The 25,565-nt window shown below is 72.8% G+C and carries 24 protein-coding genes; 10 read left to right on the top strand and 14 right to left on the bottom strand.

What is annotated here, in order from left to right; all coding sequences use genetic code 11:
* Positions 1–23: 23 nt before the first annotated feature.
* From DDJ31_RS27875 to DDJ31_RS27855, 6 genes are all read left to right on the top strand, one after another.
* Positions 24–689 carry an amino acid ABC transporter permease gene (locus DDJ31_RS27875; RefSeq protein WP_127177633.1) on the top strand — a complete coding sequence of 222 codons (666 nt, stop codon included), beginning with the start codon at positions 24–26 and terminating at the stop codon, positions 687–689.
* Positions 686–1,570: an amino acid ABC transporter permease gene (locus tag DDJ31_RS27870; RefSeq protein WP_127177634.1), complete on the top strand. Its 885-nt coding sequence runs from the start codon at positions 686–688 to the stop codon at positions 1,568–1,570. The genes DDJ31_RS27875 and DDJ31_RS27870 overlap by 4 nt, the downstream gene beginning before the upstream one ends.
* Before the next feature lie 260 nt (positions 1,571–1,830).
* Positions 1,831–3,462 carry an FAD-dependent monooxygenase gene (locus DDJ31_RS27865; protein WP_127177635.1) on the top strand — a complete coding sequence of 544 codons (1,632 nt, stop codon included), beginning with the start codon at positions 1,831–1,833 and terminating at the stop codon, positions 3,460–3,462.
* Positions 3,463–3,667: 205 nt separating this feature from the next.
* Entirely contained in the window at positions 3,668–4,117 is a 450-nt protein-coding gene (locus tag DDJ31_RS39915) for a putative leader peptide (protein WP_346656270.1), read from the top strand.
* Positions 4,118–4,650: 533 nt separating this feature from the next.
* A complete protein-coding gene (locus tag DDJ31_RS27860) occupies positions 4,651–5,208 on the top strand; it encodes a cysteine dioxygenase (protein ID WP_127177636.1) in 558 nt (185 codons plus the stop codon).
* Entirely contained in the window at positions 5,199–5,597 is a 399-nt protein-coding gene (locus DDJ31_RS27855) for a rhodanese-like domain-containing protein (protein ID WP_127182578.1), read from the top strand. The genes DDJ31_RS27860 and DDJ31_RS27855 overlap by 10 nt, the downstream gene beginning before the upstream one ends.
* Positions 5,598–5,761: 164 nt before the next feature.
* On the opposite strand, the gene recX is transcribed toward DDJ31_RS27855, so the two are convergent.
* The 4 genes from recX to DDJ31_RS27835 form a co-directional block, all read right to left on the bottom strand.
* Positions 5,762–6,718, bottom strand: a complete 957-nt coding sequence (gene recX, locus DDJ31_RS27850; protein WP_127177637.1) for a recombination regulator RecX — start codon at positions 6,716–6,718, stop codon at positions 5,762–5,764.
* Positions 6,719–6,721: 3 nt separating this feature from the next.
* The gene (recA, locus tag DDJ31_RS27845; protein WP_127177638.1) at positions 6,722–7,840 is read right to left on the bottom strand and encodes a recombinase RecA; all 1,119 of its coding nucleotides are present in this window, start codon (positions 7,838–7,840) and stop codon (positions 6,722–6,724) included.
* 426 nt (positions 7,841–8,266) lie between these two features.
* On the bottom strand, positions 8,267–9,649 hold the full coding sequence (locus tag DDJ31_RS27840) for an AI-2E family transporter (RefSeq protein ID WP_171480910.1): 1,383 nt from the start codon (positions 9,647–9,649) through the stop codon (positions 8,267–8,269).
* A 60-nt stretch (positions 9,650–9,709) separates the two neighbouring features.
* A complete protein-coding gene (locus tag DDJ31_RS27835) occupies positions 9,710–9,904 on the bottom strand; it encodes a DUF3046 domain-containing protein (protein ID WP_127177639.1) in 195 nt (64 codons plus the stop codon).
* 80 nt (positions 9,905–9,984) lie between these two features.
* Here DDJ31_RS27835 and DDJ31_RS27830 point away from each other — a divergent pair, with 80 nt between their 5' ends.
* On the top strand, positions 9,985–10,929 hold the full coding sequence (locus tag DDJ31_RS27830) for a hypothetical protein (RefSeq protein ID WP_127177640.1): 945 nt from the start codon (positions 9,985–9,987) through the stop codon (positions 10,927–10,929).
* Between the two features lie 16 nt (positions 10,930–10,945).
* On the opposite strand, the gene DDJ31_RS27825 is transcribed toward DDJ31_RS27830, so the two are convergent.
* From DDJ31_RS27825 to DDJ31_RS27815, 3 genes are read right to left on the bottom strand one after another with little or no spacing between them, the layout of a single operon-like run.
* A complete protein-coding gene (locus tag DDJ31_RS27825) occupies positions 10,946–11,254 on the bottom strand; it encodes an AzlD domain-containing protein (RefSeq protein WP_127177641.1) in 309 nt (102 codons plus the stop codon).
* Positions 11,251–11,973 carry an AzlC family ABC transporter permease gene (locus DDJ31_RS27820; protein WP_171481010.1) on the bottom strand — a complete coding sequence of 241 codons (723 nt, stop codon included), beginning with the start codon at positions 11,971–11,973 and terminating at the stop codon, positions 11,251–11,253. The genes DDJ31_RS27825 and DDJ31_RS27820 overlap by 4 nt, the downstream gene beginning before the upstream one ends.
* Before the next feature lie 44 nt (positions 11,974–12,017).
* Entirely contained in the window at positions 12,018–12,857 is an 840-nt protein-coding gene (locus tag DDJ31_RS27815) for an AraC family transcriptional regulator (protein ID WP_127177643.1), read from the bottom strand.
* A gap of 95 nt (positions 12,858–12,952) precedes the next feature.
* On the opposite strand from DDJ31_RS27815, the gene DDJ31_RS27810 reads away from it, so the two are divergent.
* From DDJ31_RS27810 to DDJ31_RS27800, 3 genes are all read left to right on the top strand, one after another.
* Positions 12,953–17,884: an ATP-dependent helicase gene (locus tag DDJ31_RS27810; RefSeq protein ID WP_127177644.1), complete on the top strand. Its 4,932-nt coding sequence runs from the start codon at positions 12,953–12,955 to the stop codon at positions 17,882–17,884.
* 279 nt (positions 17,885–18,163) lie between these two features.
* On the top strand, positions 18,164–18,982 hold the full coding sequence (locus DDJ31_RS27805; RefSeq protein WP_127177645.1) for an Fpg/Nei family DNA glycosylase: 819 nt from the start codon (positions 18,164–18,166) through the stop codon (positions 18,980–18,982).
* A 36-nt stretch (positions 18,983–19,018) separates the two neighbouring features.
* Positions 19,019–19,870 (top strand): SDR family NAD(P)-dependent oxidoreductase, encoded by an 852-nt coding sequence (locus DDJ31_RS27800; RefSeq protein WP_127177646.1) that lies wholly within the window; start codon positions 19,019–19,021, stop codon positions 19,868–19,870.
* Here the strand turns inward: DDJ31_RS27800 and DDJ31_RS39340 are convergent.
* From DDJ31_RS39340 to DDJ31_RS27770, 7 genes are all read right to left on the bottom strand, one after another.
* Positions 19,818–20,099 carry a hypothetical protein gene (locus DDJ31_RS39340; RefSeq protein ID WP_127177647.1) on the bottom strand — a complete coding sequence of 94 codons (282 nt, stop codon included), beginning with the start codon at positions 20,097–20,099 and terminating at the stop codon, positions 19,818–19,820. The genes DDJ31_RS27800 and DDJ31_RS39340 overlap by 53 nt on opposite strands.
* 274 nt (positions 20,100–20,373) lie before the next feature.
* The gene (locus DDJ31_RS27795; RefSeq protein WP_127177648.1) at positions 20,374–20,844 is read right to left on the bottom strand and encodes a Dps family protein; all 471 of its coding nucleotides are present in this window, start codon (positions 20,842–20,844) and stop codon (positions 20,374–20,376) included.
* A 174-nt stretch (positions 20,845–21,018) separates the two neighbouring features.
* The gene (locus DDJ31_RS27790; RefSeq protein WP_127177649.1) at positions 21,019–21,393 is read right to left on the bottom strand and encodes a helix-turn-helix domain-containing protein; all 375 of its coding nucleotides are present in this window, start codon (positions 21,391–21,393) and stop codon (positions 21,019–21,021) included.
* 109 nt (positions 21,394–21,502) lie between these two features.
* On the bottom strand, positions 21,503–22,048 hold the full coding sequence (locus tag DDJ31_RS27785) for a CinA family protein (protein WP_127177650.1): 546 nt from the start codon (positions 22,046–22,048) through the stop codon (positions 21,503–21,505).
* Positions 22,045–22,740, bottom strand: coding sequence for a CDP-diacylglycerol--glycerol-3-phosphate 3-phosphatidyltransferase (gene pgsA / locus DDJ31_RS27780; protein ID WP_431027145.1), 696 nt, complete (start codon positions 22,738–22,740; stop codon positions 22,045–22,047). Before pgsA ends, DDJ31_RS27785 begins: the two co-directional genes overlap by 4 nt.
* Positions 22,741–23,135: 395 nt before the next feature.
* Positions 23,136–24,608, bottom strand: coding sequence for a 30S ribosomal protein S12 methylthiotransferase RimO (gene rimO / locus DDJ31_RS27775; RefSeq protein WP_127177652.1), 1,473 nt, complete (start codon positions 24,606–24,608; stop codon positions 23,136–23,138).
* A gap of 107 nt (positions 24,609–24,715) precedes the next feature.
* A complete protein-coding gene (locus DDJ31_RS27770) occupies positions 24,716–25,555 on the bottom strand; it encodes a helix-turn-helix domain-containing protein (protein ID WP_127177653.1) in 840 nt (279 codons plus the stop codon).
* Positions 25,556–25,565: the final 10 nt, after the last annotated feature.

Genomic DNA, 25,565 nt, shown 5'->3' with positions numbered 1-25,565 from the left:
CACTCGTGGAAGCGCGGGAGAACGTGTTCGACTTTCTTGAAGGTTATGACCTGCTGGGAGCCTTCTGGGTGACGGTGCAGCTCACCCTGCTCTCCGCCGTCGGCTCCCTGGTGTGGGGAACCGTGCTGACCGCGATGCGGGTGGGCCCGGTGCCGCTGCTGCGCGGGTTCGCCACCGGCTACGTCAACGTCGTGCGGAACATCCCGCTGACCGTGATCATCCTGTTCACGTCGCTCGGCCTGAGCCAGACGCTCGGCGTCAGCCTGGGCGCCCACGACTTCGACACCATCAACTTCCGGCTCGCGGTGCTCGGCCTCATCGCCTACACCTCGGCGTTCGTGTGCGAGGCGCTGCGCTCCGGCATCAACACGGTCCCGGTCGGCCAGGCGGAGGCGGCGCGGGCGATCGGCCTCAGCTTCACCCAGGTGCTGTCCCTCGTGGTGCTGCCGCAGGCGTTCCGCGCGGTGGTGGGCCCGCTCACCAACGTACTCATCGCGCTGACCAAGAACACCACGGTGGCCGCGGCGATCGGTGTCGCGGAGGCGGCGACGCTGATGAAGAAGATGATCGAGAACGAGGCCCAGCTGATCCTCATCTCCGCGGTCTTCGCGTTCGGATTCGTGTGCCTGACGCTGCCGACCGGCATGGTCCTCGGCTGGGTCGGCAAGAAGGTGGCGGTGAAGCGATGAGTTCCGTTCTCTACGACGCCCAGGGACCGCGCGCGAAACAGCGCAACATCCTGCTCACCGGCGTCTTCCTGGTCGCCGCCGCGGCCGTCCTGTGGTGGGTGTACGCCAGCCTCTCCGACAAGGGCCAGCTGGACTGGGAGAAGTGGAAGCCGTTCTTCTCCGGCACCGAGGCGTGGACCACGTACATCCTGCCCGGCCTGAAGAACACGCTGATCGCGGCGGCCCTCTCGATGCTGATCGCGCTGCCGCTCGGCGCGGTGCTCGGCATAGCGCGGCTCTCCGACCACCGGTGGGTCAGGGTGCCGGTCGGCGCGGTCGTCGAGTTCTTCCGGGCCATCCCGGTCCTGATCCTGATGATCTTCGGCCTGGCCCTGTACTCCGAGTACTCCAGCGTCAGTTCGGACGACCGGCCGCTGTACGCGGTCGTCACGGGCCTGGTGCTCTACAACGCCTCGGTGCTCGCCGAGATCGTCCGGGCGGGCATCCTGTCCCTGCCCAAGGGCCAGACCGAGGCGGCGCACGCGATCGGGCTGCGCAAGACCCAGACCATGGTGTCGATCCTGCTGCCGCAGGCGGTCACGGCGATGCTCCCGGCCATCGTCAGCCAGCTCGTCGTCGTCGTGAAGGACACCGCGCTCGGCGGCGCCGTCCTCACCTTCCCCGAACTGCTCGCCTCCGCCAACACCATGTCCGGCTACTACGGCGCCAACACGATCGCCAGCTTCACGGTCGTCGCGGTGATCTTCGTGGCCCTCAACTTCAGCCTCACGACCTTCGCGGGCTGGCTGGAGAAGCGGCTGCGCAACCGCAAGAAGTCCTCGGGCGCGGTGCTGAGCGCCGACGACGCCTCGCTCCAGGGCGCCGCGGGCACCACCGTATGAGCTGACGGACGGTCAGGCGCGGCGCGCGGGGCGCCGGTCGCACGACGCGGGGGACGACGGTCGACACTGTCGTCCCCCGCGTCGTCCCACGTCCCAGGAGTGCGGCGGTCCGGTGGCGCGGTCCGGCGCACCGGACGAGAGCGTCGCTTGACGCGGGCACCGGCAGTGGGTTGCATACGTTCTGTGATCGTGCACCCCGCTCCAACTTCCTGTTCACATACGTCCGTCAGGACGCCGTCACGGGCGGGGGGCGCCACGCCGTGGACCCGGTGATCATCGTCGGGGCGGGGCCCGTCGGCCTGACGCTCGCCCTGGCACTGGCGCGCCAGGAGGTGCCCTCCGTCGTGCTCGACGAGTCCACGGGCACCGACGAACCCCGCCCGGCGCGCACCGTCGTGCTGCGCGAGGACACCGCCGCTCTGCTGGAACGGCTCACCGGGGTACCGCTGTCCGAGGAAGGCACCCGCTGGGCCGGATGGCGGTCGCTGCGGCGCAAGCAGGTGATGCGCGAGATCACCTTCGACGACGACGAACCCGCGCCCCTGCACATCGCGCAGCACGTGCTGACCGGCGCCCTGCGCCACGCGCTCGCGGGCGAACGGCTCGCCGCCATCGCCCCCGACAGCCGCCTCGACACCGTCGAACAGGAACCGTCAGGGGTCACCGCCCACACCCGCGGCGCGGGCGGCACCTGGTGGCGCGGCAGCTACCTGGTGGGGTGCGACGGCCCCCGCTCGACGGTCCGCAAGCTCCAGGACATCCGCTTCCCCGGGCGGACCGCGGTGGAACGTCACGCCGTCGCCGCCCTGCGCACCGAACTGCCCTGGCCCGATCAGGCGTTGCTGCACCGCGCGCCTCCCTGGCGGACCTCGGGCCCGTCGGCGGGCGAGGTCGTCGGACGCCCGCTGCCCGACGGCGTGTGGCGCCTCGACTGGCTGCTGCCGCCCGGCAAGGACCTGGTCACCCCCGAACTGCTGCTGACCCGGGTCCGCGAGACCCTGGCCGGCTGGACCGGCGGCCCCACCCCGCCCTACGAACTCCTCGACACCGGCGTCCACACCGTGCACCACCGGCTGGCCAGGCGCTGGCGGGCCGGGCGGGTCTTCCTCGCCGGGGACGCCGCCCACCTGCTCGGCGCGCTCGGCACCCAGGGCCTCGACGAGGGGCTCAGGGACGCCGACAACCTCGCCTGGAAACTGGCGCTCGCCTGGCACCACGGGCCGCACGAGGCGCTGCTCGACAGCTACCAGACGGAACGGCGGGCGGTGGTCGCCGCCCGGCTGCGCGCCACCGACCAGTCGCTGCCGCTGCTGCGCGGGGGCGGCGGGCTGCGCTCCTACGTGCCGGGCTCGGGCCGCGGCCACGAAGGGCTCCTCGTCGACGGCCACCTCGGACACGGGCCGCTCGGCGTCCCCGGCGGCTACGCGTCCTCACCGCTCGCGCCCCAGGACCTGGAGGGCGAGGTGCCGGTCGACACACCGGCCGGTGCGCCCGTCGAGGACGTCCGCGTGACGGCGGAGGACGGCTCGTTCGTCCGGCTGCGCGACCGGCTCGGGCGCGGGGCGCTGCTGGTGGTGCTGATCGCGCCGGGCACCGGGGTGTGGGACCGCAAGCACTGGGTGACCGCCGGGATCATGCCCCGGCTGGCGGCCGCGGTGGCGGCCCTGCCGCACCCCGCCGAACTGCTGGTCTCCGAGGAATACCCGGGCGCCGCCGCCCACAGCGTCCTGCTGATCCGCCCCGACGGCCATCTCGTGACGGCCCTGAACGGCGTCCGCCCGGCCGACCTGTACACGGCGGCCGAAGCCACCCTCGGCGGCCCACCGCCTGCCCCCTCGGAGGCGGGGACCACGACCCAGGAAACGACGGAGGCGACCGCGGGGTCCCGCTGAGATTCCCGCCCCACCGTCACTGTGGGGTCGCCACGCGGTCGGTCCACCTGGTGACGGTGGACGACGGCCGAGGCCACCCTCGGCGGCCGGCCACCCGGCCCTCGGAGGCGGGGACCACGGGCCCAGGAAACGACGCGGGCGACCGCAGGCTCCCGCTGAGATTCCAGACCACCGTCACTGTGGGGTCCTCACGCGGCCGATCCACATGGTGACGGTGGACGGGGAAGCCGACGCCCCCTCGGCGGCCCGCCACCCGCCCCCTCGGAGGCGGGGACCACGGCCCAGGAAACGACGCAGGCGACCGCGGGCTCCCGCTGAGATTCCCGCCCACCGTCACTGTGGGGTCCTCACGCGGTCGGTCCGCCTGGTGACGGTGGATGGAAGCCGACGCCCCCCTCGGCGGCCCGCCACCCGCCCCCTCGGAGGCGGGGACCACGACCCAGGAAACGACGGAGGCGACCGCGGGCTCCCGCTGAGATTCCCGCCCACCGTCACTGTGCGGTCGTCACGTGGTCCACATGGTGACGGTGAGTTGACCGGTGTGGGCCGTCATGGTTCACTCCGGATCGTGACCGACACCTGTGTGCGCCTGTGGCGGAGGGTCCATATGGACCTCGTCCGCTATGCGGGCTGCGTGTGTCGCCCGTCCTGCTGATTTCGCATCCTTCTCTTCTCGGCGTGCCCGCCCGCGTGGCGATGGCGCGCTGTCCGCGAACGCTCATCAGGACGGTCCCCATGTCTGTGCCTTCGTCTGTCTCGACGCCGAATTCCGCCGAGGTGCCGCCTTCCCTCGCGGCGTCGCCTGCCGCCCCGGTGGCATCTCCCGCCGCCACGCCGTCGTCCGGCTCCGCGCCGACGCCTGGGTCCGGGCCGACATCCGGCTCCGCGGCGACGTCCGGCTCCGCGGCGACGCCTGGCCCCGCGCCGTCGTCCGGCTCGGCGCCGTGGTCCCGTTCCACGCCGTCGTCCGTTGCGGCTCCGTCGTCCGTCGCCACGCCTCCGTCCACGGTCTCCGGGCCCGGCGGCGGGGCTGCTGGGGCGGGGCGGGCCGCTGCTGTCCCGGCGGCCTCCGGGGCTGCCGGGGCTGCCGGGGCTGCCGGGGCTGCCGGGGCTGCCGGGGCGACGGTCACCGTCACCGCCGCCGCCACCGGGGCTTCCGGAGCGGCCGGGCGAGGAGCCGGTGGGGCCGTGGCTTCGGGCACCGCCGCTAACGGCACGGTCACGACCCCCGCATCGGCCGCGCCCGTCTCCGCTCCGCCCACCCAGGCCGACCTGCTCGACTTCGTCCGCCGCAGCGCCGCCGACGCCGAGCTGATCGCCTCCCTCCCGCTCGACCCCGAGGGCCGCACCTGGGTGCGTCTCGAAGGCCCCGGCGGCAGCGAGGCGTGGCTCATCGGCTGGCCGCCCGGCACCGGCACCGGCTGGCACGACCACGCGGAGTCCGTCGGCGCCTTCCTGACGGCGTCCGGCGAGCTGAAGGAGCACTCGCTCGCCGCCCGGCTGCCCGCCGACGGCTGGAAGACCCTGGAATTGGACGACGGCGTGGACCGCGAACGCCGACTGCCGGCCGGCCAGGGCCGGGCCTTCGGCCGCCACCATGTCCACGAGGTCCTCAACGAGTCCGCCGACGAGCACGCGATCTCCGTGCACGCCTACTACCCGCCGCTCCCCCAGATCCGCCGCTACAGCCGCACCGGCCCGGTCCTGCGCCTGGAGCACGTCGAGCGCCCGCAGGACTGGCAGTGACACGGCCCCCTGGCATCGACGAGCTGCTGGAGCGGGTGCGTGCCACCTACGAGCGAATAGCACCCCGCCCGGCCCACGAGGCCGCGACGGCGGGCGACGCGCTCCTGGTCGACATCCGGTACGCGGCCCTGCGGGACCGGGACGGCGTCATCCCCGGCGCGCTGATCATCGAGCGCAACGAACTGGAGTGGCGCCTCGACCCCCAGGGCAGCCACCGCGTCCCCGAGGCGACCGGCCACGACCTGCGGATCGTGGTGATCTGCAACGAGGGCTACGCGTCCAGCCTGGCGGTCGCGTCGCTGCGTCAGCTGGGCCTGCGGAGGGCGACGGACCTGATCGGAGGCTTCCAGGCCTGGCGCGCGGAGGGACTGCCGGTGACGGAAGCCTGAGGGCGACGAGGAGAGGGACCCGGGGAGGGCCGAACCTCCCCTCGCTCCCGCACCCCTGTGCTCCCGCGCTCCTTCGCTCCTTCGCTCCTTCGCTCCCGCACTCTCGCGGTCCCGCGTCCCCTCCAACTCCCCCTGTTCCCCGCTCAGTTCCCCGCCTAGTTCCCTCAGCTTCCCTCGCCGTCGAGGAACTCCGTCTCCTCGCCCTCTTCCTCCAGCGCCTGTCTGACCACCCGTAGGGCCATGCCCTCCGAGTAGCCCTTGCGGGCGAGCATGCCGGCGAGGCGGCGCAGCCGTCGGTCGCGGTCGAGGCCACGGGTGGAGCGCAGTTTCCGGGCGACGAGTTCCTTCGCCGTCGCCTCTTCCTGTTCGGTGTCGAGCTGGGAGACGGCTTCGTCGATCAGCGAGGAGTCGACACCCTTGGTCCTCAGCTCCCGGGCGAGCGCCCGCCGGGCGAGGCCCCGGCCGTGGTGCCGTGACTCCACCCAGGCGTCCGCGAAGGCACCGTCGTTGATCAGCCCGACCTCCTCGAACCGGGACAGCACCTCCTCGGCGGCCTCGTCAGGGATCTCCCGCTTGCGCAGGGCGTCCGCGAGCTGCTTGCGGGTGCGCGGGGTCCCGGTGAGCAGGCGCAGACAGATCGCCCGTGCCCGCTCCACCGGGTCCGCCGGTGACTCCTCCCGCCCGGCCCTCGACGAGGGGGAGGGGTCGCCGTCCTCACCGGACGGTTCACCGCGGCGCCACTCGCCGCGCCCGCGGGAACCGCCCGCCGTACGGGAGCCGCGGCCGCCTCGCCGCGCGCGGCGGCCGGGGCCGTCGCCCGCCGGGGTGCCCCCGGACTCCGGATCTTCGCCGCGGTCACCCCCGTGCCCCCCGGCGCCCCCGGCGCCCCGGTCACCTCTGTCCGATCCGTACCCAGCCCCCGTGACCGCGTACGGATCGGAGCCTTCATGCGGGATGGGCTCCTCGTGCCTGCCGAGCGTCCCGGCGTCCTCGTACCCCTCGGAGAGGTCGCCGCCGCCCGGCCCGGCGGGGCGCCGCCGTCCCTCGCCCGCCCGGCCTCGCTCGCGCGGAGGGTCCGGGTGGGCGTACTCGTACTCGGCCCAGTCGGTTCGCCGTGTCACGGGTCAGCTCTTGGCCGCCGGGGCCTTGGCCTTCGTCGCCTTGGTGGCCGCGGGGGCGGGCACCTTCGCGTCGTCGGCGGCGGAGACGGCCGCGTCCGCGCCGGGCTCGGCGGTCGGCTCCTCGGGACGTACGCCGACGCCCAGCTTCTCCTTGATCTTCTTCTCGATCTCGTTGGCCAGGTCGGGGTTGTCCTTCAGGAAGTTGCGCGCGTTCTCCTTGCCCTGGCCGAGCTGGTCGCCCTCGTACGTGTACCAGGCGCCGGCCTTGCGGACGAAGCCGTTCTCCACGCCCATGTCGATCAGGCCGCCCTCGCGGCTGATGCCCTGGCCGTAGAGGATGTCGAACTCGGCCTGCTTGAAGGGCGGCGCGACCTTGTTCTTGACGACCTTGACGCGGGTGCGGTTGCCGACCGCGTCGGTGCCGTCCTTGAGGGTCTCGATGCGGCGGATGTCGAGCCGCACCGAGGCGTAGAACTTCAGCGCCCGGCCACCGGTCGTGGTCTCCGGGGAGCCGAACATCACGCCGATCTTCTCGCGGAGCTGGTTGATGAAGATCGCGGTGGTCTTGGACTGGTTGAGCGCACTGGTGATCTTCCGCAGCGCCTGGCTCATCAGCCGGGCCTGGAGACCGACGTGGCTGTCGCCCATCTCGCCCTCGATCTCCGCGCGCGGGACGAGCGCGGCGACGGAGTCGATGACGATGAGGTCGAGGGCGCCGGAGCGGACCAGCATGTCCACGATCTCCAGGGCCTGCTCGCCGTTGTCGGGCTGGGAGAGGATCAGGTTGTCGATGTCGACGCCGAGCTTCTTCGCGTACTCGGGGTCGAGGGCGTGCTCCGCGTCCACGAACGCGACCTGGCCGCCGGCCTTCTGCGCGTTCGCCACGGCGTGCAGGGTCAGGGTCGTCTTACCGGAGGACTCCGGTCCGTACACCTCCACCACCCGGCCGCGCGGCAGGCCGCCGACGCCGAGGGCGACGTCGAGTGCGGTCGACCCGGTGGGGATGACTTCGATGGGCTCGTTCGGCCGCTCGCCGAGGCGCATCACCGCGCCCTTGCCGAATTGCCGTTCGATCTGTGCGAGTGCGGCGTCCAGCGCCTTCTCGCGGTCGGTTCCTGCCATGGGTTCCACCCGGTTTGCTTGAGTCGATCGCTTCACGTCAAAGACGCTAACGCCTGCCACTGACAATGCGCCCCGACGCCCTTCCGGCCTGTGGATAACTTAGGCACATCTCCACCGAAACCGTGTCGAAGTCGCCGTCGGAATCCGTGTCGAGAGCTTCGCCGGAGCTTCCATAAGAATGGATGTTCGATTTACGTGTCAAGCGCACCACGCGCACCCCGACACCATCGGTCCGGCTCCTCGATCAGCACTTCACACACCGGCACCAGCACCGGCACCAGCACCAGCACCAGCACCAGCACCAGCACCAGCGATCATCGCAACCGCCGGTGACAGTCGCGCCAGGCGATCATCGCCACCCCGTGGCTGTGGCAGTCCCGCCAGGCGATCATCACGGCCGCCTGTGGCCGCCGCCGCGCCGGACGGTCAGGAGGCCCCGCCGCCGGAACGGCTCACGGAACCGCCACCGGTCTCCCCCGGCACCGTCGGCTCCTCGCCCGCGGGACCGCTCGGCTCCGTCCTGCCCGCCTCCGCCCCGGCGTCGGCCGCCCCGGCCCCCGCCGCGCCGTCCGCCGGTCTCCGTCGCACCCCGGGCCACCACGCGCGCGTGGTGAGCGAGAGGGCCGCCGGCCGGGCGCGGGCCCGCTGGTGGCCCTGGACGCGGGGGTCGTCGGTGACCGCGTACCGCTTCACGTACGCGCCCAGGAACGCCTGGAGCGTGGCGACCGCCGGGATGGCGATCAGCGCGCCGACCGCGCCGAGGAGCGCGGTGCCGACGATGACCGAGCCGAAGGCGACAGCCGGGTGGATGTCGACGGTCCGCGAGGTCAGCTTCGGCTGGAGCATGTAGTTCTCGAACTGCTGGTAGACCACGACGAAGATCAGCACCCACAGCGCGTACCAGGGATCGACGGTGAAGGCGATCAGCATCGGCAGCGCGCCCGCCAGATACGTGCCGATGGTCGGGATGAACTGCGAGACCAGCCCCACCCACACGGCGAGCACGGGCGCGTAGGGCACGCCCAGGGCCTCCAGCAGGACGTAGTGCGCGATGCCGGAGATCAGCGCCATCAGGCCGCGCGAGTATATGTAGCCGCCCGTCTTGTTGACGGCGATCTCCCAGGCGCGCAGCACCTCGGTCTGGCGCGCGGGCGGCAGCACGGAGCAGATCGTGCGGCGCAGGCGCGGTCCGTCAGCGGCGAAGTAGAACGAGAACAGGGCGATCGTCAGGAGCTGGAAGAGACCCCCGAGGACCTGTGTGGAGACGTCCAGGACACCGGTGGCGCTGTTCTGCACGTAGGTGCGCAGCCAGTCGGAGCGCAGCAGCCCCTCCTGGACGTCGACCCGCCGCAGCTCGGTGTGGAAGTGGCCGTTGATCCAGTTGATGACGGAGTCGAGGTAGTCGGGGAAGTCCTCGACTATTTTGATGATCTGGCCCGCGAGCATCGACCCGAGCAGGGTGACGAACCCGGCTGTGGCGATCATCACGGCGAGGAAGACGAGCGCGGTGGCCAGCCCCCGGCGCAACCCTCGCGAGGCCATCCAGCTCACCGCGGGTTCCACGGCGAGCGCCAGGAAGAACGCGATGAGGATGTTGATCAGCAGCCCGGTGAGCTGGTGGAAGGCCCAACTGCCCAGCTGGAACACGGCGTAGAGGGAGAGCGCGAGCACCAGGGCGCGCGGCAGCCAGCGCGGCATGCGCGCGGCCGGTGCGCCGGCCGCGCCGTCGGCGGGGGGCCGCTCGGGCGGGGTCGGGCCGGACGGTGCCGTGTGCGGGGCGAGCTGCCCGGTCTCGTCAGTGGGTGCCACGGTGCAAGTCTCGCCCACGCCACTGACAATCGGCCACGGTCTCCCGCACTTCGTGACCTCTCAGCGCCGCTCGCCCGGAACGTTCATCACCGTGCAGACCACGCGCCACACGTCCTTGGTGTCCCAGCCGGAGTCCAGCGCCTCCTGGACCGTGCGCCCGCCCAGCTCCGTCATCACGTGATCGCGCGCGAAGGTGTCGGCGTATCCCGGACCGAAGTGATCCGCCATCCGCTGCCAGAAGACCGTCAACCGCATGACCCCAGTATCCCGCTCCTGAGAGTGGGCCCGTGCCGGTACCCCGCGCCGGTACCGCTTTCCGCCCTACGGTCTGACCCATGTCCGCAACCGGAGCCTCCCCCCTTCCGACCACGCCCCAGCCGTGCTCGCCGCTCGCGCGTGCCGAGCACTTCGTGTGGCTCACCGCGCGCGTGCTGGAGCAGCGCCGCTTCGCCCACCACTTCCTGGGCGGCGGCGCCGACCCGGTGGAGACCGCGCTGGACGCCTACCGCAACGAGGACGGCGGGTACGGGCACGCCCTCGAACCGGATCTGCGCGGCCCGGTCAGCCAGCCGCTGCACACCGCTCACGCGCTGGGCGTCCTGGACTCCGTCGGGCGCTGCGGCGGCCGCCGGGTGGAGCGGGTGTGCCGCTATCTGACGTCGGTCTCGACGGCGGACGGCGCGCTGCCCGCGATCAGTCCCAGCCAGCGCGGCTATCCGGCGGCGCCGTTCGTCCCGGTCGTGGACGACCCGCCGAGCGACCTGCTCGCCACCGGCCCTGTGGTGGGGCTGCTGCACCGCAACGAGGTGTGGCACGCCTGGCTGTTCCGGGCCACGGACTTCTGCTGGCAGGCGATCGGCTCCCTGCGGACGTCGCATCCTTACGAGGTCGAGGCCGCCGTCGCCTTCCTGGACTCCGCGCCCGACCGCCCGCGCGCGGAGGCGGCGGCCGACCGGCTGGGCCGCCTGGTGCGCGAGAAGCGGCTCGCCGCCCTGGACCCGGACCGTCTCGACGCCTTCCCGGTCGCTCCGGGCTACGCCCCGGGCGAGCACCACTTCCCGCACGACTTCGCGAGGACGCCCGGCTCGCTGGCGCGCGCGTGGTTCACGGACGACGAGATGAACCGCTCCCTCGACTTCCTCGCGGACGCGCAGCAGGACGACGGCGGCTGGCCGATCCGCTGGCGCCAGTGGGCGCAGGGGCCGGCCCTCGAAGCACGCCCCATGGTGACGATCGAGGCGCTGCGCACGCTCAGGGCGCACGGCCGCGCCGTCGCCTGAGAGCGCCGGGCGGGCGTCACCCGGTGAGGGCCCGCACCCCCGCCGTCACGACCACGGCCGCGCCCACGACGACCAGGAACGGCGCCCGCAGCAGCAGCGCCACCGCGGCGGCCGCGACCCCGGCGGCCCGCGCGTCGAGCACGAGCGCGTGTCCGTCGGCGAAGGTCTGCTGGGCGGTGAGCGCGGCCAGCAGGGCGACCGGCAGCAGCGCGGCGAGCCGCTTCACCAGCGGTCGTTCCAGGGCTCCCGCGGGCACCAGCAGTCCGACGACCTTGACGAGGTAGCAGCCGACGGCGGTGACGCCGATCGCGATCCAGATGTTCATCGCGTCTCTCCCTCGGCGGCCTCGGACGGCGTGCCCCGGCGTCGGCCGCGCGCCCACAGGACGGCGGGCGCGGCGAGCGAGGCCACCAGGACGGGCACCCCGGCGGGCAGCACGGGCAGCAGTCCGAGCCCGAGGACGACGGCGAGCCCGGCGACGGCGCGTTCGGTCGTCGACCGCAGCATGGGCGCGAGCAGGGCGAGGAAGACGGCGGGTCCGGCGGCGTCCAGGCCCCACCTGCGGGTGTCGCCGACGGCGTCGGCGCCGAGCGCGCCCAGGAAGGTGGTCAGGTTCCACAGCGCGTAGACGGTCACGCCCGTGACGGTGAAGCCGATCCGGGTGGCGCGCCGGGTGGGCTGCGCCAGCGCGACGGCGGTCGTCTCGTCGATCACCCACTGGGCGGCGAACGGCCGCACCGCGCGCGGGAGGGCGAGCATCTGGGACAGGCGCAGCCCGTAGAACGCGTTCCGTACGCCGAGGAAGAACGCCCCGGCGGCGGCCGTGAGCGGATTCCCTCCGGCGGCCAGCGCCCCCACCAGGGCGAACTGCGACGCCCCGGTGAACACCAGCAGGCTCAGGGCGCAGGTCTGCGCCACCGTGAGTCCGGCACCGGCCGCCGTCACTCCGAAGGCGAAGCCGGACAGCCCCACCGCCACTCCGACGCCGAGGGCGTCGCGGACGACGGCGCCGTCCGATTTCCGCTCGGCCGTGTCCGCGTCCATGACCACTGTCTGTATTTCCACGTCACGGACGTTAAGGGCTTCGGTCAGATGCTGTCTTGTACGTTCTTGCGCTCCCGCCGGTAGGCGCCCGGCGGTACGCCGACGATCCGGCTGAAGTGCCGGTTGAGGTGCGGCTGATCGACGAAGCCGACGGCGGTCGCGGCCTCGGCGGGTGCGGCGCCCCCGTCGAGCAGCCGTCTGGCGCGCTTCACGCGCGCGTCCGTGAGCCAGGTGTGCGGGGGCATCCCGTACGCGTCCCTGAAGGCCCGCAGCAGCGCGAACGGGCTGGTGCCCAGGTCGCGGGCGAGCGCGTCGAGGGTGGGCGGCGCGGCCATCCGCTCCTCCAGGAGCGCGCGGGCCCGAGCCGCCGCGACGGCTCCCGCGGTCCTCACCTCCCGCCGCGGCAGCGTCCCGCCGTTCACCCGCAGCAGCCGGGTGACCGCCACCCGTAGGAGGGTGTCGGCGGCCAGCGCGTCGCCCTCGTCGGCGGCCCGCAGCACCCGGTGCACGAGGGCCACCGTGCGGGGGTCGTCGACCACCGGCGCGACGAAGGCGGGGGTGCCCCGTATGGACGTCGTCTCGGCGGCTATCTCCGCGACCACCTCGGGCGAGGGGTAGAGCGCCCCGTACCGCCACCCCTCCGGCACGCCGGCCCGCCCGGTGTGCGGGGTGTCGGGGTTGACGAGGGCGAGCGCGCCTGCGCCCGCGTGCTGGTCGGCGCCGCCGTGGTGGAAGACCTCGACGCCGTCGGCGATGGCGGCGATGACGAAGTTCTCGTGGGTGTGCCGCACGAACGTCTTGCGTACGTAGCGGGCCCGCAGCAGATCGACGCCGGGCAGGTCGGCGTACCGCCAGTGCCGCGCCACCTCACCGGATCCAGCCATGCGCCCATTGTCCGCCAGGCCCGCGCGCAGCCCCGCACCCGCCGACGAACCCGCAGGTCGGAGCGGTTGTCAGTGGTCGGGTGCAGGATGGACGCATGGTCAGCGCCGCGCACCGGCCCCTAGCCGGATTCTCCCCCGCCACCCGAGGCTGGTTCACGGGCGCCTTCTCCGCGCCCACCGCCGCCCAGGCGGGCGCCTGGCAGGCCATCCAGCAGGGTTCTGACGTCCTGGTGGTCGCCCCCACCGGCTCGGGCAAGACCCTCGCCGCCTTCCTCGCCGCCCTCGACCAGCTGGCCTCCACACCCGCGCCCGCCGATCCGAGGAAGCGGTGCCGGGTCCTGTACGTCTCCCCGCTCAAGGCCCTCGCGGTCGACGTGGAGCGCAACCTCCGCAGCCCGCTCACCGGCATCCGCCAGGAGTCCGCGCGGCTGGGTCTGCCCGAGCCCGAGATCAAGGTCGGCATCCGGTCGGGCGACACCCCGGCCGCCGAGCGCCGGGCCCTGTCCAGCCGCCCCCCGGACATCCTGATCACCACTCCTGAGTCCCTGTTCCTGATGCTCACGTCCGCCACCCGGGACGCGCTGACGGGCATCGACACGGTGATCCTGGACGAGGTGCACGCGGTCGCGGGCACCAAGCGCGGCGCCCATCTGGCACTCTCCCTCGAACGCCTGGACGAGCTGTTGCCCCGGCCGGCCCGCCGCATCGGCCTCTCGGCGACGGTCCGCCCGGTGGACGAGGTGGCCCGCTACCTCTCGCCGCGCGGCAAGGTGGAGATCGTGCAGCCCGAGTCGGGCAAGGAGTTCGACCTCTCCGTCGTCGTCCCGGTGGAGGATCTGGGCGAGCTGGGCGGCTCCCCCGCCACCGACGACTCGGGCGCGGCGGAACGCCCGTCGATCTGGCCGCACGTCGAGGAGCGCATCACCGATCTGGTCCAGTCGCACCGCTCCACGATCGTCTTCGCGAACTCCCGGCGCCTCGCCGAGCGCCTGTGCAACCGGCTCAACGAGATCGCGTACGAGCGGGCCACCGGCGAGTCCCTTGACGAGCACCACTCACCGGCCGAGCTGATGGGCGGCTCGGGCGCGGCCCAGGGCGCGCCGCAGGTCATCGCGCGCGCCCACCACGGCTCGGTCTCCAAGGAGCAGCGTTCCCTGGTCGAGGAGGACCTCAAGGCGGGCCGGCTGCCCGCCGTGGTCGCCACCTCGAGCCTCGAACTGGGCATCGACATGGGCGCGGTGGACCTGGTGATCCAGGTCGAGTCGCCACCTTCGGTGGCCTCGGGTCTCCAGCGGGTCGGCCGCGCGGGCCACCAGGTGGGCGCGGTCTCGACGGGCGTCGTCTTCCCTAAGTACCGGGGCGACCTGGTGCAGGCGGCGGTGGTCACCGAGCGGATGCGCACCGGCTCCATCGAGTCCCTGCGGGTGCCCGCCAACCCGCTGGATGTCCTCGCGCAGCAGTTGGTCGCGATGACGGCCCTGGACACCTGGCAGGTCGACGACCTGCTCGCCACGGTCCGCCGCGCGGCCCCTTTCGCGTCGCTGCCGGAGTCGGCGTTCACGGCGGTCCTCGACATGCTGGCGGGCCGCTACCCGTCGGACGCGTTCGCCGAGCTGCGCCCGCGCGTGGTGTGGGACCGGGTCACCGGCACGGTCACCGGCCGCCCGGGGGCGCAGCGGCTGGCCGTCACCTCCGGGGGCACCATCCCGGACCGCGGCCTCTTCGGTGTGTTCCTGGCCGGTTCCGACCCGAAGAAGGGCGGCGGCCGGGTCGGCGAGCTGGACGAGGAGATGGTCTACGAGTCGCGCGTCGGTGACGTCTTCACCCTCGGCACCAGTTCCTGGCGCATCGAGGACATCACCCGCGACCGCGTCCTCGTCTCCCCCGCGCCGGGCGTGCCGGGGCGGCTGCCCTTCTGGAAGGGCGATCAGCTGGGCCGTCCGCTGGAGCTGGGCCGCGCGGTGGGCGCGTTCCTGCGCGAGGTGGGTTCGCTTCCCGAGGAGGACGCCAGGCTGCGGCTGCTGACGGCGGGCCTCGACGCCTGGGCCGCGGGGAACGTCCTGTCGTACCTGACCGAGCAGCGCGAGGCGTGCGGCCATGTGCCGGACGACCGCACGATCGTCGTCGAGCGGTTCCGGGACGAGCTGGGCGACTGGCGGGTGGTCGTGCACTCCCCGTTCGGCGCCCAGGTGCACGCCCCGTGGGCGCTCGCGCTCAGCGCCAGGCTCGCCGAGCGGTACGGCATGGACGCCCAGGTGATGCACGCCGACGACGGCATCGTGCTGCGGCTGCCGGACGCCGACCTGATGAGCCTTGACCTGCTCGACCACGAACGGACGGAGCAGGCGGGCACCTCCTCGAGAACGTCGGCGGCGGGTCCGGACGACGACGCGCCGATCGGCGCGCAGGACGTCGTCTTCGACAAGGGCGACGTCGACCAGATCGTCACCGACCAGGTCGGCGGCTCCGCGCTGTTCGCGTCCCGGTTCCGCGAGTGCGCGGCCCGCGCGCTGCTGCTGCCGCGCCGCAGCCCCGGCAAGCGCACCCCGCTGTGGCAGCAGCGCCAGCGGGCCTCACAACTCCTCCAGGTGGCAAGCGAGTTCGGGTCGTTCCCGATCGTCCTCGAAGCGGTCCGCGAGTGCCTCCAGGACGTCTTCGACGTCCCCGGGCTCGTCGAGCTGATGGGCGACCTGGAGTCCCGCAGGGTCCGCCTGGTCGAGGTGACGACCCAGGAGCCGTCCCCGTTCGCCCGCTCCCTGCTGTTCGGGTACGTCGCCCAGTTCCTCTACGAGGGCGATTCACCGCTCGCCGAGCGCCGGGCCGCCGCCCTGTCCCTCGACTCCCATCTGCTGGCCGAACTGCTCGGCCAGGCGGAGCTGCGCGAGCTGCTGGACGCCGAGGTGCTCGCCGAGCTGGAGCGGGAACTGCAGTGGCGCACCGAGGACCGGCGGGTCAAGGACGCCGAGGGCGTCGCCGACCTGCTGCGGATGCTCGGCCCGCTCACCGACGCCGAACTGGCCGACCGGGGCGCCGAACCGGAGTGGGCGCGGGAGCTGGCGTCGGCCCGCCGCGCCATCCAGGTGCGGATCGGCGGCACCGACCACTGGGCGGCGATCGAGGACGCGGGCCGGCTGCGCGACGCCCTCGGCACGGCGCTCCCGGTCGGCGTGCCGGAGGCGTTCACCGAACCGGTCAAGGACCCGCTCGGCGACCTCCTCGCCCGGTACGCCCGCACCCACGGCCCGTTCACGTCGGCCGCGGTGGCCGCCAGGTTCGGCCTGGGCACGGCGGTCACCGAGGGCGGCCTCCAACGGCTCACGGCGGCGGGCCGGGTCGTGCAGGGCGAGTTCCATCCGGCGGGCATCGGCCAGGAGTGGTGCGACGCGACGGTGCTGCGCAGGCTGCGCCGCCGCTCCCTGGCCGCGCTCCGGCACGAGCTGGAGCCGGTGCCGCCGCCCGCGCTCGCCCAGTTCCTGCCCCAGTGGCAGCACATCGGCACCGGGCACACACTGCGCGGCACCGACGGCCTGGTCCGCGCCCTCGAACAGCTCCAGGGCGCGTCCGTACCCGCGTCCGCCCTGGAGAAGCTGGTCCTGCCGTCCCGGGTGGCGAACTACAGCCAGGCGATGCTCGACGAACTGACGGCGGCGGGCGAGGTGGTGTGGGCAGGCGCGGGCTCGCTGCCGGGCAAGGACGGCTGGATCTCCCTCTACCTGGCCGACGCCGCCCCGGTGCTCCTGCCCGCACCGCACCCGCTGGAGCTGACGGCCCTGCACCAGTCCGTCCTCGACACCCTCGCCGGTGGCTACGGCCTGTTCTTCCGCCAGATCGCCGACCAGGTCCGCGCCACCACCCACCCGGCGGCCACCGACCCGCAGCTCGCCGACACCATCTGGGACCTGGCCTGGTCAGGTCGCCTGACCAACGACACGCTGACCCCGATGCGCGCCCTGCTCGGCTCGGGCCGCACCGCGGGCTCCACCGCCCACCGCGCGAAGCGGAACGTCCCGCGCGGCCGGTACGGCTCCCTGACCGCGGCGGCCCGCCCGGCCTCCAGGGGCGGCCCGCCCCCCGTCGCGGGCCGCTGGTCCCTGCTCCCGCCTCGCGAGGGCGACCCGACCGTCCGCGCACACGCCGTGGCCCGCACCCTGCTCGACCGGCACGGCGTGGTCACCCGGGGCGCGGTCGCCGCGGAGGGCATCGAGGGCGGCTTCTCGGCGACGTACCGCGTGCTGTCGGCGTTCGAGGACAGCGGCCAGGCCCGTCGCGGCTATGTGGTGGAGGGCCTGGGAGCGGCCCAGTTCGCGATGGACGGCGCGGTGGACCGCCTACGCGCGGTGGCGAACGCCCGCGACAGAGGCGCCCCCCTCCCCCCGCAACCACCGGTGGACACCTTCACCCCACCCCACCCAGCCACACCCACAAACCTGACCACACCCGCCACACCCCCAACCACATTCACCTTCCCACCCCTCTCCCCCACCGACCCCCCCACGACCACCCCCACCAACGGCACCCCTACCTCCAGCACCCCCACCTCCCCCACCCCCACCTCCGGCACCTCTAGCGCCTCCGGTTACTCCGGTTACGCGGGTTACTCGGGTTACTCGGGCGGACGCCGCGCCCCCACCCCCGACTCCAGAGCCTTGGTCCTGGCAGCGGCAGACCCGGCGAACGCCTACGGCGCCGCACTCCCCTGGCCCGACCCCCCGCCCGGCGCGACCCACAAGGCGGGCCGCAAGGCGGGCTCCCTGGTCGTACTGGTGGACGGCGAGCTGACGCTCTACATGGAGCGCGGCGGCAAGACCCTGCTGGCCTGGCCCACCGACCCGGCAGGCACGGCAACCGACGACCCCCGCCTCCAGTCGGCGGCCGAGGCCCTGGCGACGGCGGCCCGCGCGGGCTCCCTGGGCACGGTCACCGTGGAACGGGTCAACGGCACCTCGGCCCTGACCTCCCCCCTGGGCGCACTCCTGGAGGGCAAGGGCTTCATCGCAACCCCCCGCGGCCTACGCCTACGCGCATGACCCACCACAGGAGGCCAGGCGACCCACCCGGAAGGCCGCCCACCACGGGTGAGGGTGGCCCACGCACCGGGAGTGGGTCGCGGGGGTGCGGCGCAATCCGCCGCGTACCCGGTCACCACCCCAGTTCCACCAAGGAAACAGTCCCAAGGGCCCATCAAGCGGCGGATTCGCCGCACCCCCGCGACCCCGACCCCACCCACGGACACAAGCCCCAAACAAGCACAGTGAGCACGCCGGCACGCCCCCGCACGTCCTCCTCCCCCGTGCCACCCTTGACCCATGCCCGAAGGTGACACGGTCTGGCAGACCACGAAGCGCCTGCACAGCGCCCTAGCGGGCAAGGTGCTGACCTGCAGCGACCTCCGCGTGCCCGCCCACGCGACCGCCGACCTCACCGGCCGCACCGTCCTGGACGTCACCCCGCGCGGCAAGCACCTGCTGACCCGCATCGAGGGCGGCCTCACCCTCCACTCGCACCTGCGGATGGACGGAGCCTGGAAGATCTTCGAGAACGGCCACCGCTGGACCGGCGGCCCCGCCCACCAGATCCGCGCGATCCTGGGTACCACCGACCGCACGGCGGTCGGCTACCGCCTCCCCGTCGTGGAGCTGCTGCGCACCACGGACGAGGACCGCGCCGTAGGACACCTCGGCCCCGACCTCCTCGGCCCCGACTGGAACCCGGACCTGGCGCTGGCCAACCTCCTCGCCGACCCGGCCCGCCCGCTCGGCGAGGCGCTCCTCGACCAGCGCAATCTGGCCGGCATCGGCAACGTCTACAAGAGTGAGCTGTGCTTCTTGCTCGGCGCCACCCCCTGGCTCCCGATCGGCGCGCTCCCGACGGACCGCGCCGCGAAACTCCCGGCACTCGCCCAGCATCTCCTGGAGGCGAACCGCGACCGCCCGGTCCGCAACACGACGGGCCGCCGCGGCCAGAACCTGTTCGTGTACGGCCGCGCCCCCCGCCCCTGCCTGCGCTGCGGCACCCCCGTACAGCGGGCCGACCAGGGCGACGGCTCCCGAGAGCGCCCCACCTACTGGTGCCCGACCTGCCAGCAGGGCCCAACCCCATTCAACATCCCCACCGCACCACACTAGTTGACGCCCCGTCAGAAACCCTCGTACCGTCGATCCATGCCCCTCACGGCGTACGACCTCTCCGGACGGACCGCCTTCGTCACCGGGGCCGCCACCGGCATCGGGCGCGCCTCGGCGGTACTGCTGGCGCGGGCGGGCGCCACGGTGCACTGCGCAGACCGCGACGCGCGGAACCTCCACGAGACGGCGGCCCTGATCAAGGAGGCGGGCGGCACGGCCCACACCCACCACCTGGACGTCACCGACCGGAAGGCACTGCGGCAGGCCGTCGGCTCCTGCGAGCGGCTGGACGTGATGGCGGCGATCGCCGGGATCATGCACACGAGTACGGTCCTGGAGACCCGGGACGAGGACCTGGACAGGGTCCTGGACGTCAACTTCAAGGGCGTCCTGTACGCGTGCCAGGAGGCAGTCCGCCAGATGCTCTCAACCGACACGGCCGCCACAAGCTCAGGCAGCCCAGGCGGCACAGACAGCTCACGCGGCTCAAGCAGCTCAAGCAGCTCAAGCAGCTCAAGCAGCTCAGGCGGCAGCATCATCACCATGGCCTCGGGCGCCGTGGACACAGGCCGCCCCGGCCTGCTCTGCTACGGCGTCGCCAAGGCGGCCGTGGTCCAGCTGACGAAGACCCTGGCCCAGGAGGTGGGCCGGCACGGCATCCGGGTGAACGCGGTCGCACCGGGCTGGATCCGCACCCCGATGACCGACCGCCAGGAGGCCGGGGCGCGGGAGCGCACGGAGACGGCGATGGCGCGGATGGCCCCGCTGGGCCGGGTGGGCGAGCCGGATGACGTCGCCCACGCCGTGCTGCATCTGGCGTCGGACGCGTCGTCGTTCACGACGGGCCAGATTCTGCGTCCGAACGGCGGAGTGGCGATGCCGTGGTGACCCGCCCGGTCCGCCAGGCGTCCCGCCACCGCCCGGTGGCGACGGCGCCGGCCGCGCGCGACTTCGCCACACAGTGCACCGGCAGCAGGCTCAGCCCCCACCCTCCGGCCGCGACGGTCCCTTCGAGGACCCCGGCGGCGCCGGGCGCCAGCGTGAGCCGTAGCACGGCCCACCACCACAGCAGCCCCAGCCCGATCAGCACCCCCCGGCGCACTATCGGCCGCGCCATGCGCTCACCTCCAGACCGACGTTAGAACGCCGTTCTTGTCCCACGAAAGGGCGCATGCCCGGCACACCCGGCACACGATGAGCGAGCACCACAACCGCACCACAACCGCACCACGGCCGCCCCAGGCCCCGCACCACGGCACCCGCCCGAACCGCGCACGACGGCCGACCAAGCCCGCACCACGACCCTCAGCCGGCCAAACTCGTCGCACCCGTCGCACCCGGTCGCACCCGGTCGCACCCATCGCACCCGGTCGCGCCCGTCCCGCCAAGCCCTAGCCGTTCTCGGCCTGGAACATCCAGTGGTGCTTCTCGAGGTCGCCGGTGATCTGGATGAAGATGTCCTGGCTGACGGGGTCGGCCTCGCCCGTGTCAGCCACTCGCTCACGCATCCGCACGATCACGGCGCCCAGGGCCTCGACGAGGGTTCCCACCGCGTCCGAGTCCTGGATCCACCCGTCGGGGATGACACCGATGCCGCTGCCGGTGGCCACGGTGGAGGCGCGGCCGTCCGGCGGCACGCCCAGCGCGGAGGCCCGTTCGGCGACCGTGTCGGAGTGGGTCCTGGCGGTGTCGACGACATCGTCGAGCTGGAGGTGGACGGAGCGGAAGCGCGGTCCGACCACGTTCCAGTGCACCTGCTTCGCGACCAGGGACAGATCCACCAGGTCGACGAGGGCGCCTTGGAGGGCTTCGGCGACGGTCTTGAGGTCCGCGTCGGACAGGGGGCTTTTCACGACGTACATCCGTTGTGCTCCGTTCGCTGGGTCCGGCCCCGAGTTCCGCCCCTCCACGATGCACGAAAGCCCCGGTGGTCGCCTCTCCGGAGAAAGTGGAGAGGCGACGACCGGGGCTCGCGCACGGTGTGGCGCGCGGTCTCCCGCGCGCACGGTCGGCTCAGACGTGTTCCGGCGTACGGATCACGCGGCGACCACGTCCACCGCCTCGGCGGGCGCCTTGATGGTCACCCGTTCCGGCGGTACACCGGTCACCGAGACGGAACCCAGCATCGGACGAACCGGCGCGGGTACGGGCTCGGTGGCCGCGGCAGACTGGGCCAGCTCGGCGAGGGCGAGCTCGTCGCTCACTTCCCGCATCAGCTCGGACATCCGTACGTCCAGCGCGTCGCAGATGGCGGCGAGCAGCTCGGAGGATGCCTCCTTCTGCCCCCGCTCCACCTCGGAGAGATAGCCGAGTGAGACTCGGGCGGACGAGGAGACTTCGCGCAGAGTACGGCCCTGGCGCTGGCGCTGCCGACGCAGCACGTCACCCAGCAGGCGACGGAGCAGAATCATCGGTGGCTCCCTCCTCGGACCGCGTAACCGCATCCTTCACGCCCCACCGTACCGCCTTGCGCCGCGGCCGTGCGGGGAGCGATGTCGTGTTCACTCAGGGCTGCAAACATCAAAACCCCCCGTTCTGTTCCGTATCCTGTGCCCGCTCATTCCCGGTCTGTTCGCTCAGCAACTCGGTCAGGAGCAGTCCGAGCACGCTGCGTACACTCTCCTTACGAATTTCCGTACGGTCGCCGTTCAACCGCAGGGCTACCACTTTTCCGCCACCGGCAGAACCGGAATCCGTCCCGGTGGGGCCCGCGACGGCGACGAATACCGTCCCGACGGGCTGCCCGTCCTGGGCGTCGGGGCCGGCCACCCCGGCGGTCGCGATGCCCCAGTCGGCGCCGAGCGCGGTCCGTACGCCTGCCGCCATCTGCGCCGCGACCTGCGCGTCGACCGCGCCGCGCTGGGCCAGCAGGGTGGCGTCGACGTCGAGCAGCCGCTGCTTCAGGTCGGTGGCGTACGCCGTGACCGAGCCGCGGAAGGCCCGGGAGGCGCCGGGCACCGAGGTGAGGTCCGCGGCCACGAGGCCGCCGGTCAGCGACTCGGCGACGGCGAGGGTCCAGCCTCTCACTGTCAGTAGTCGCACCACGTCGGCGGCTGCGGAACTCACGCTTCCGTCTCCTCCGTCGCCGCTTTGCGTTCGGCGATTCCCTGTCGGCGCAGCACAATGGCCTGTCTTACGTAGTCGAGCCCGGTCACCACGGTCAGCACGACCGCCGCGCCCATCACCCAGAATCTCAGAGTGGCCAGCCACCCCGTCAGCGCCAGGACGTACATCCCGACCGCCACGCCCTGGACGAGCGTCTTGAGCTTGCCGCCGCGGCTCGCCGGGATCACTCCGTACCGGATGACCACGAAACGCATGAGGGTGATCCCGAGTTCCCGGCCGAGGATGACGATCGTGACCCACCACGGCAGATCGCCCAGCACGGAGAGACAGATCAGCGCCGCTCCCATGATCGCCTTGTCGGCGATGGGGTCGGCGATCTTCCCGAAGTCGGTGACGAGGTCGTAGGTGCGGGCCAGATGGCCGTCGAACAGGTCGGTGATCATGGCGACGGCGAAAGCGGCCCAGGCGAACGCGCGCCACGCCGGGTCGTATCCGCCGTCGGCGAGCATCAGGGCGACGAAGCCGGGGACCAGGACCAGTCGGAGCATGGTCAGCAGGTTGGCGATGTTCCAGACGCTGGCCTGGTTGACGGCCGCGGCGGCGATCTTCGCGCCACGCGGCGCCTTCGCCCCGGCGTCGGAATCAGCAGCCGGCGAAGCGGCGTCCGCACCTGCCGGGGAAAGATCCGACACCCCCGCGGAACCCGAGGAACCGCCAGACGAAGCAGAAGAAGCACCAGGCGAGGCAGACGAACCACCGGGCAAGGCCGAAGAACCACCAGGCGAGACAGACGACCCACCCGCCGAGACCGAGGAATCACCAGGCAAGGCCGAAGAACCACTGGCCGAGACAGACGACCCGCCCCGCGAAGCGGAGCAACCGCCCGCGGAGGCAGACGAACCACCAGGCGAAGCAGAAGAACCGCCCGCCAAGCCCGGCGACCCACCGGCCAAGCCCGGCGACCCGCCCTCCGAGCCCGGCGACCCGCCCGAAGCGGCAGCGGAGACGTCCGGGTGGGCCGGGGGAACGTCCGAGGTGGCGCCCTGCGCGCCGGAGGGGCCGTTCGCCGCCGAGGCCGGCACTCCGGTCATCTTCCCTCCTCGTCGCCGCCCATGAACGAGCCGAGGAGCGGCTCGGCCACCAGGTCGACGCCTTCGGTGCCGACCACCTTCGCCTCGACCATACGGCCGACGGCCAGGCCCTCGCCGCTCGTGAGCAGCACCTGCCCGTCGGTCTCGGGCGCCTGGTGGGCGCCGCGGCCATGCGCGCCGTCCTCGCCGTCGACCGACTCGACCAGGACCTGGACGGTCTCGCCGACGCGTTCCTCGGCGCGCTGCGAGACGAGTTCCTCGGCGAGCCGGGAAACCCGCGCGAGCCGATCGGCGACGACGTCCTCGGGCAGCTTGTTGTCGTAGCCGGCCGCCTCGGTGCCGTCCTCGTCGGAGTAGCCGAAGACGCCGATGGCGTCGAGCCTGGCGCTGTTCAGGAAGCGCTCCAGCTCGGCGAGGTCGGACTCGCTCTCGCCGGGGAAGCCGACGATGAAGTTGGAGCGGGCGCCCGCCTGGGGCGCCTTGCCGCGGATGGTGTCGAGCAGTTCCAGGAAGCGGTCGGTGTCACCGAAGCGGCGCATGGCGCGCAGCACGCCGGGCGCGGAGTGCTGGAACGAGAGGTCGAAGTAGGGCGCGATCTTCGGCGTGGAGGTCAGGACGTCGATCAGGCCGGGGCGCATCTCGGCGGGCTGGAGGTAGCTGACGCGCACCCGCTCGATGCCGTCGACCTCGGCCAGCTCGGGCAGCAGCGACTCCAGGAGGCGGATGTCGCCGAGGTCCTTGCCGTAGGACGTGTTGTTCTCGGAGACCAGCATGACCTCCTTGACGCCCTGCTCGGCGAGCCAGCGTGTCTCGTTGAGGACGTCGCTGGGGCGGCGGGAGATGAAGGAGCCGCGGAAGGAGGGGATGGCGCAGAAGGTGCAGCGGCGGTCGCAGCCGGAGGCGAGCTTGACCGAGGCGACCGGGTTGCCGTCGAGCCGGCGGCGCAGTGGCGCGCGGGGGCCGGAGGCGGGCGCGAGGCCGTCCGGGAGGTCGGCGGGCGCGTGTCCGGGCAGCGCCACGTCGGCGGCGGACTCCTGCCGCTCGGCCGGGCTGATCGGGAGCAGCTTGCGGCGGTCGCGCGGGGTGTGGGAGGCGTGGATGCCGCCGTTCAGGATGGTCTGGAGGCGGTCGGAGATGTCCGCGTAGTCGTCGAAGCCGAGGACGCCGTCGGCTTCGGGGAGCGCTTCGGCGAGTTCCTTGCCGTACCGCTCGGCCATGCAGCCCACCGCCACCACGGCCTGGGTTCTGCCGTGGTTCTTGAGGTCGTTGGCCTCCAGGAGGGCGTCGACCGAGTCCTTCTTGGCGGCGTCGACGAAGCCGCACGTGTTGACGACGGCGACGTCCGCTTCCTCGGCGTCCAGGACGAGTTCCCAGCCGTCCGCCTCCAAGCGGCCTGCGAGCTCCTCCGAGTCCACCTCGTTACGGGCGCAGCCAAGGGTGACGAGTGCGACGGTACGGCGTTCAGGCATGGGCTCAAGACTACTTCGTCCCACCGACACCCCACGTCGACGGGGGCGGGGCCGGTCCGTAGCCGGACCGGCCCCGCTCGTCCCGCTCGGGCGCGCGGCCCGGACCCTCAGCCGACCTGGGGGTCGCCCTTGGTGTAGGTGAGGCGCTCGACGGCGCCCGGCCGGAAGTCGTCGTCGATCTTCTTGCCGTTGACGTAGAGCTGGATCACGCCCGCGTCGCCGAGGACGAGGTTGATCTTGTCGCTGTCCTGGAAGGTCTTGGACTCGCCCTGCTTGAGGAGCCCGTCGAACAGCAGCCGGCCGTTGTGGTCCTTGGCCGAGATCCAGCTGCGTCCGTCGGGGGCGCTGACCTGGACGGTCACCTTGTCCTGGGGCGCGGCGGCGATCGCGCTGTCGGAGGGGTCGCTCTTGGGGGTGCCCGACTTGCCGCTGCCGGGGGTCGGCGAGGCGGACCTGCTCGGCTTCGGGGAGGGGGTGTCGGCCACCTGGGTGCTGGAGTGGCCGTCGTCGCCGCTCTTGAACGCGGTGAAGCCGACGAAGCCGACCACGGCGACGATCGCGGCGACCATGGCGGCGGTCCAGTTCGGTCCGCGCCGTTCGGGGCGGATGCGTTCCGCTTCGAAGAGGGGGGCCGCGGGGGTGGGTGCGGGACGGCCGCCGCGGGCCGCGCTGAACTGTTCGAGCAGTGGTTCCGGATCGAGGTGGACGGCCTTGGCCAGGGTCCTGATGTGGCCCCGGGCGTAGACGTCACCACCGCACGCGGTGTAGTCGTCCGCCTCGATGGCGTGCACGATCGCGATCCGGACCCTGGTGGCATTACTGACGTCGTCGACGGTCAGCCCGGCCGTGATACGCGCCTGGCGCAGGGCGTGGCCGATCGAGGGGCGGGTTTCCTCGTGGTCGTCTTCGAACGGACGCTCGTCTTCAGGGGAGTTGCCGATGGACACGGGGGCGCCT

It is taken from the genome of Streptomyces griseoviridis (assembly GCF_005222485.1).
Classification (GTDB): domain Bacteria; phylum Actinomycetota; class Actinomycetes; order Streptomycetales; family Streptomycetaceae; genus Streptomyces; species Streptomyces hintoniae.
This window is presented reverse-complemented; position numbering and strand designations above follow the sequence as displayed.

Coding starts and splice junctions, on each gene's coding strand:
- DDJ31_RS27870 (WP_127177634.1), top strand. CDS start 686: ATGAGTTCCGTTCTCTACGACGCCCAGGGACCGCGCGCGAAACAGCGC.
- DDJ31_RS27790 (WP_127177649.1), bottom strand. CDS start 21,393: ATGATTCTGCTCCGTCGCCTGCTGGGTGACGTGCTGCGTCGGCAGCGC.
- DDJ31_RS27810 (WP_127177644.1), top strand. CDS start 12,953: ATGGTCAGCGCCGCGCACCGGCCCCTAGCCGGATTCTCCCCCGCCACC.
- DDJ31_RS39915 (WP_346656270.1), top strand. CDS start 3,668: ATGGTGACGGTGGACGGGGAAGCCGACGCCCCCTCGGCGGCCCGCCAC.
- DDJ31_RS27830 (WP_127177640.1), top strand. CDS start 9,985: ATGTCCGCAACCGGAGCCTCCCCCCTTCCGACCACGCCCCAGCCGTGC.
- DDJ31_RS27825 (WP_127177641.1), bottom strand. CDS start 11,254: ATGAACATCTGGATCGCGATCGGCGTCACCGCCGTCGGCTGCTACCTC.
- DDJ31_RS39340 (WP_127177647.1), bottom strand. CDS start 20,099: ATGGCGCGGCCGATAGTGCGCCGGGGGGTGCTGATCGGGCTGGGGCTG.
- recA (WP_127177638.1), bottom strand. CDS start 7,840: ATGGCAGGAACCGACCGCGAGAAGGCGCTGGACGCCGCACTCGCACAG.
- DDJ31_RS27805 (WP_127177645.1), top strand. CDS start 18,164: ATGCCCGAAGGTGACACGGTCTGGCAGACCACGAAGCGCCTGCACAGC.
- DDJ31_RS27795 (WP_127177648.1), bottom strand. CDS start 20,844: ATGTACGTCGTGAAAAGCCCCCTGTCCGACGCGGACCTCAAGACCGTC.
- rimO (WP_127177652.1), bottom strand. CDS start 24,608: ATGCCTGAACGCCGTACCGTCGCACTCGTCACCCTTGGCTGCGCCCGT.
- DDJ31_RS27835 (WP_127177639.1), bottom strand. CDS start 9,904: ATGCGGTTGACGGTCTTCTGGCAGCGGATGGCGGATCACTTCGGTCCG.
- DDJ31_RS27800 (WP_127177646.1), top strand. CDS start 19,019: ATGCCCCTCACGGCGTACGACCTCTCCGGACGGACCGCCTTCGTCACC.
- DDJ31_RS27815 (WP_127177643.1), bottom strand. CDS start 12,857: ATGGCTGGATCCGGTGAGGTGGCGCGGCACTGGCGGTACGCCGACCTG.
- DDJ31_RS27820 (WP_171481010.1), bottom strand. CDS start 11,973: ATGGACGCGGACACGGCCGAGCGGAAATCGGACGGCGCCGTCGTCCGC.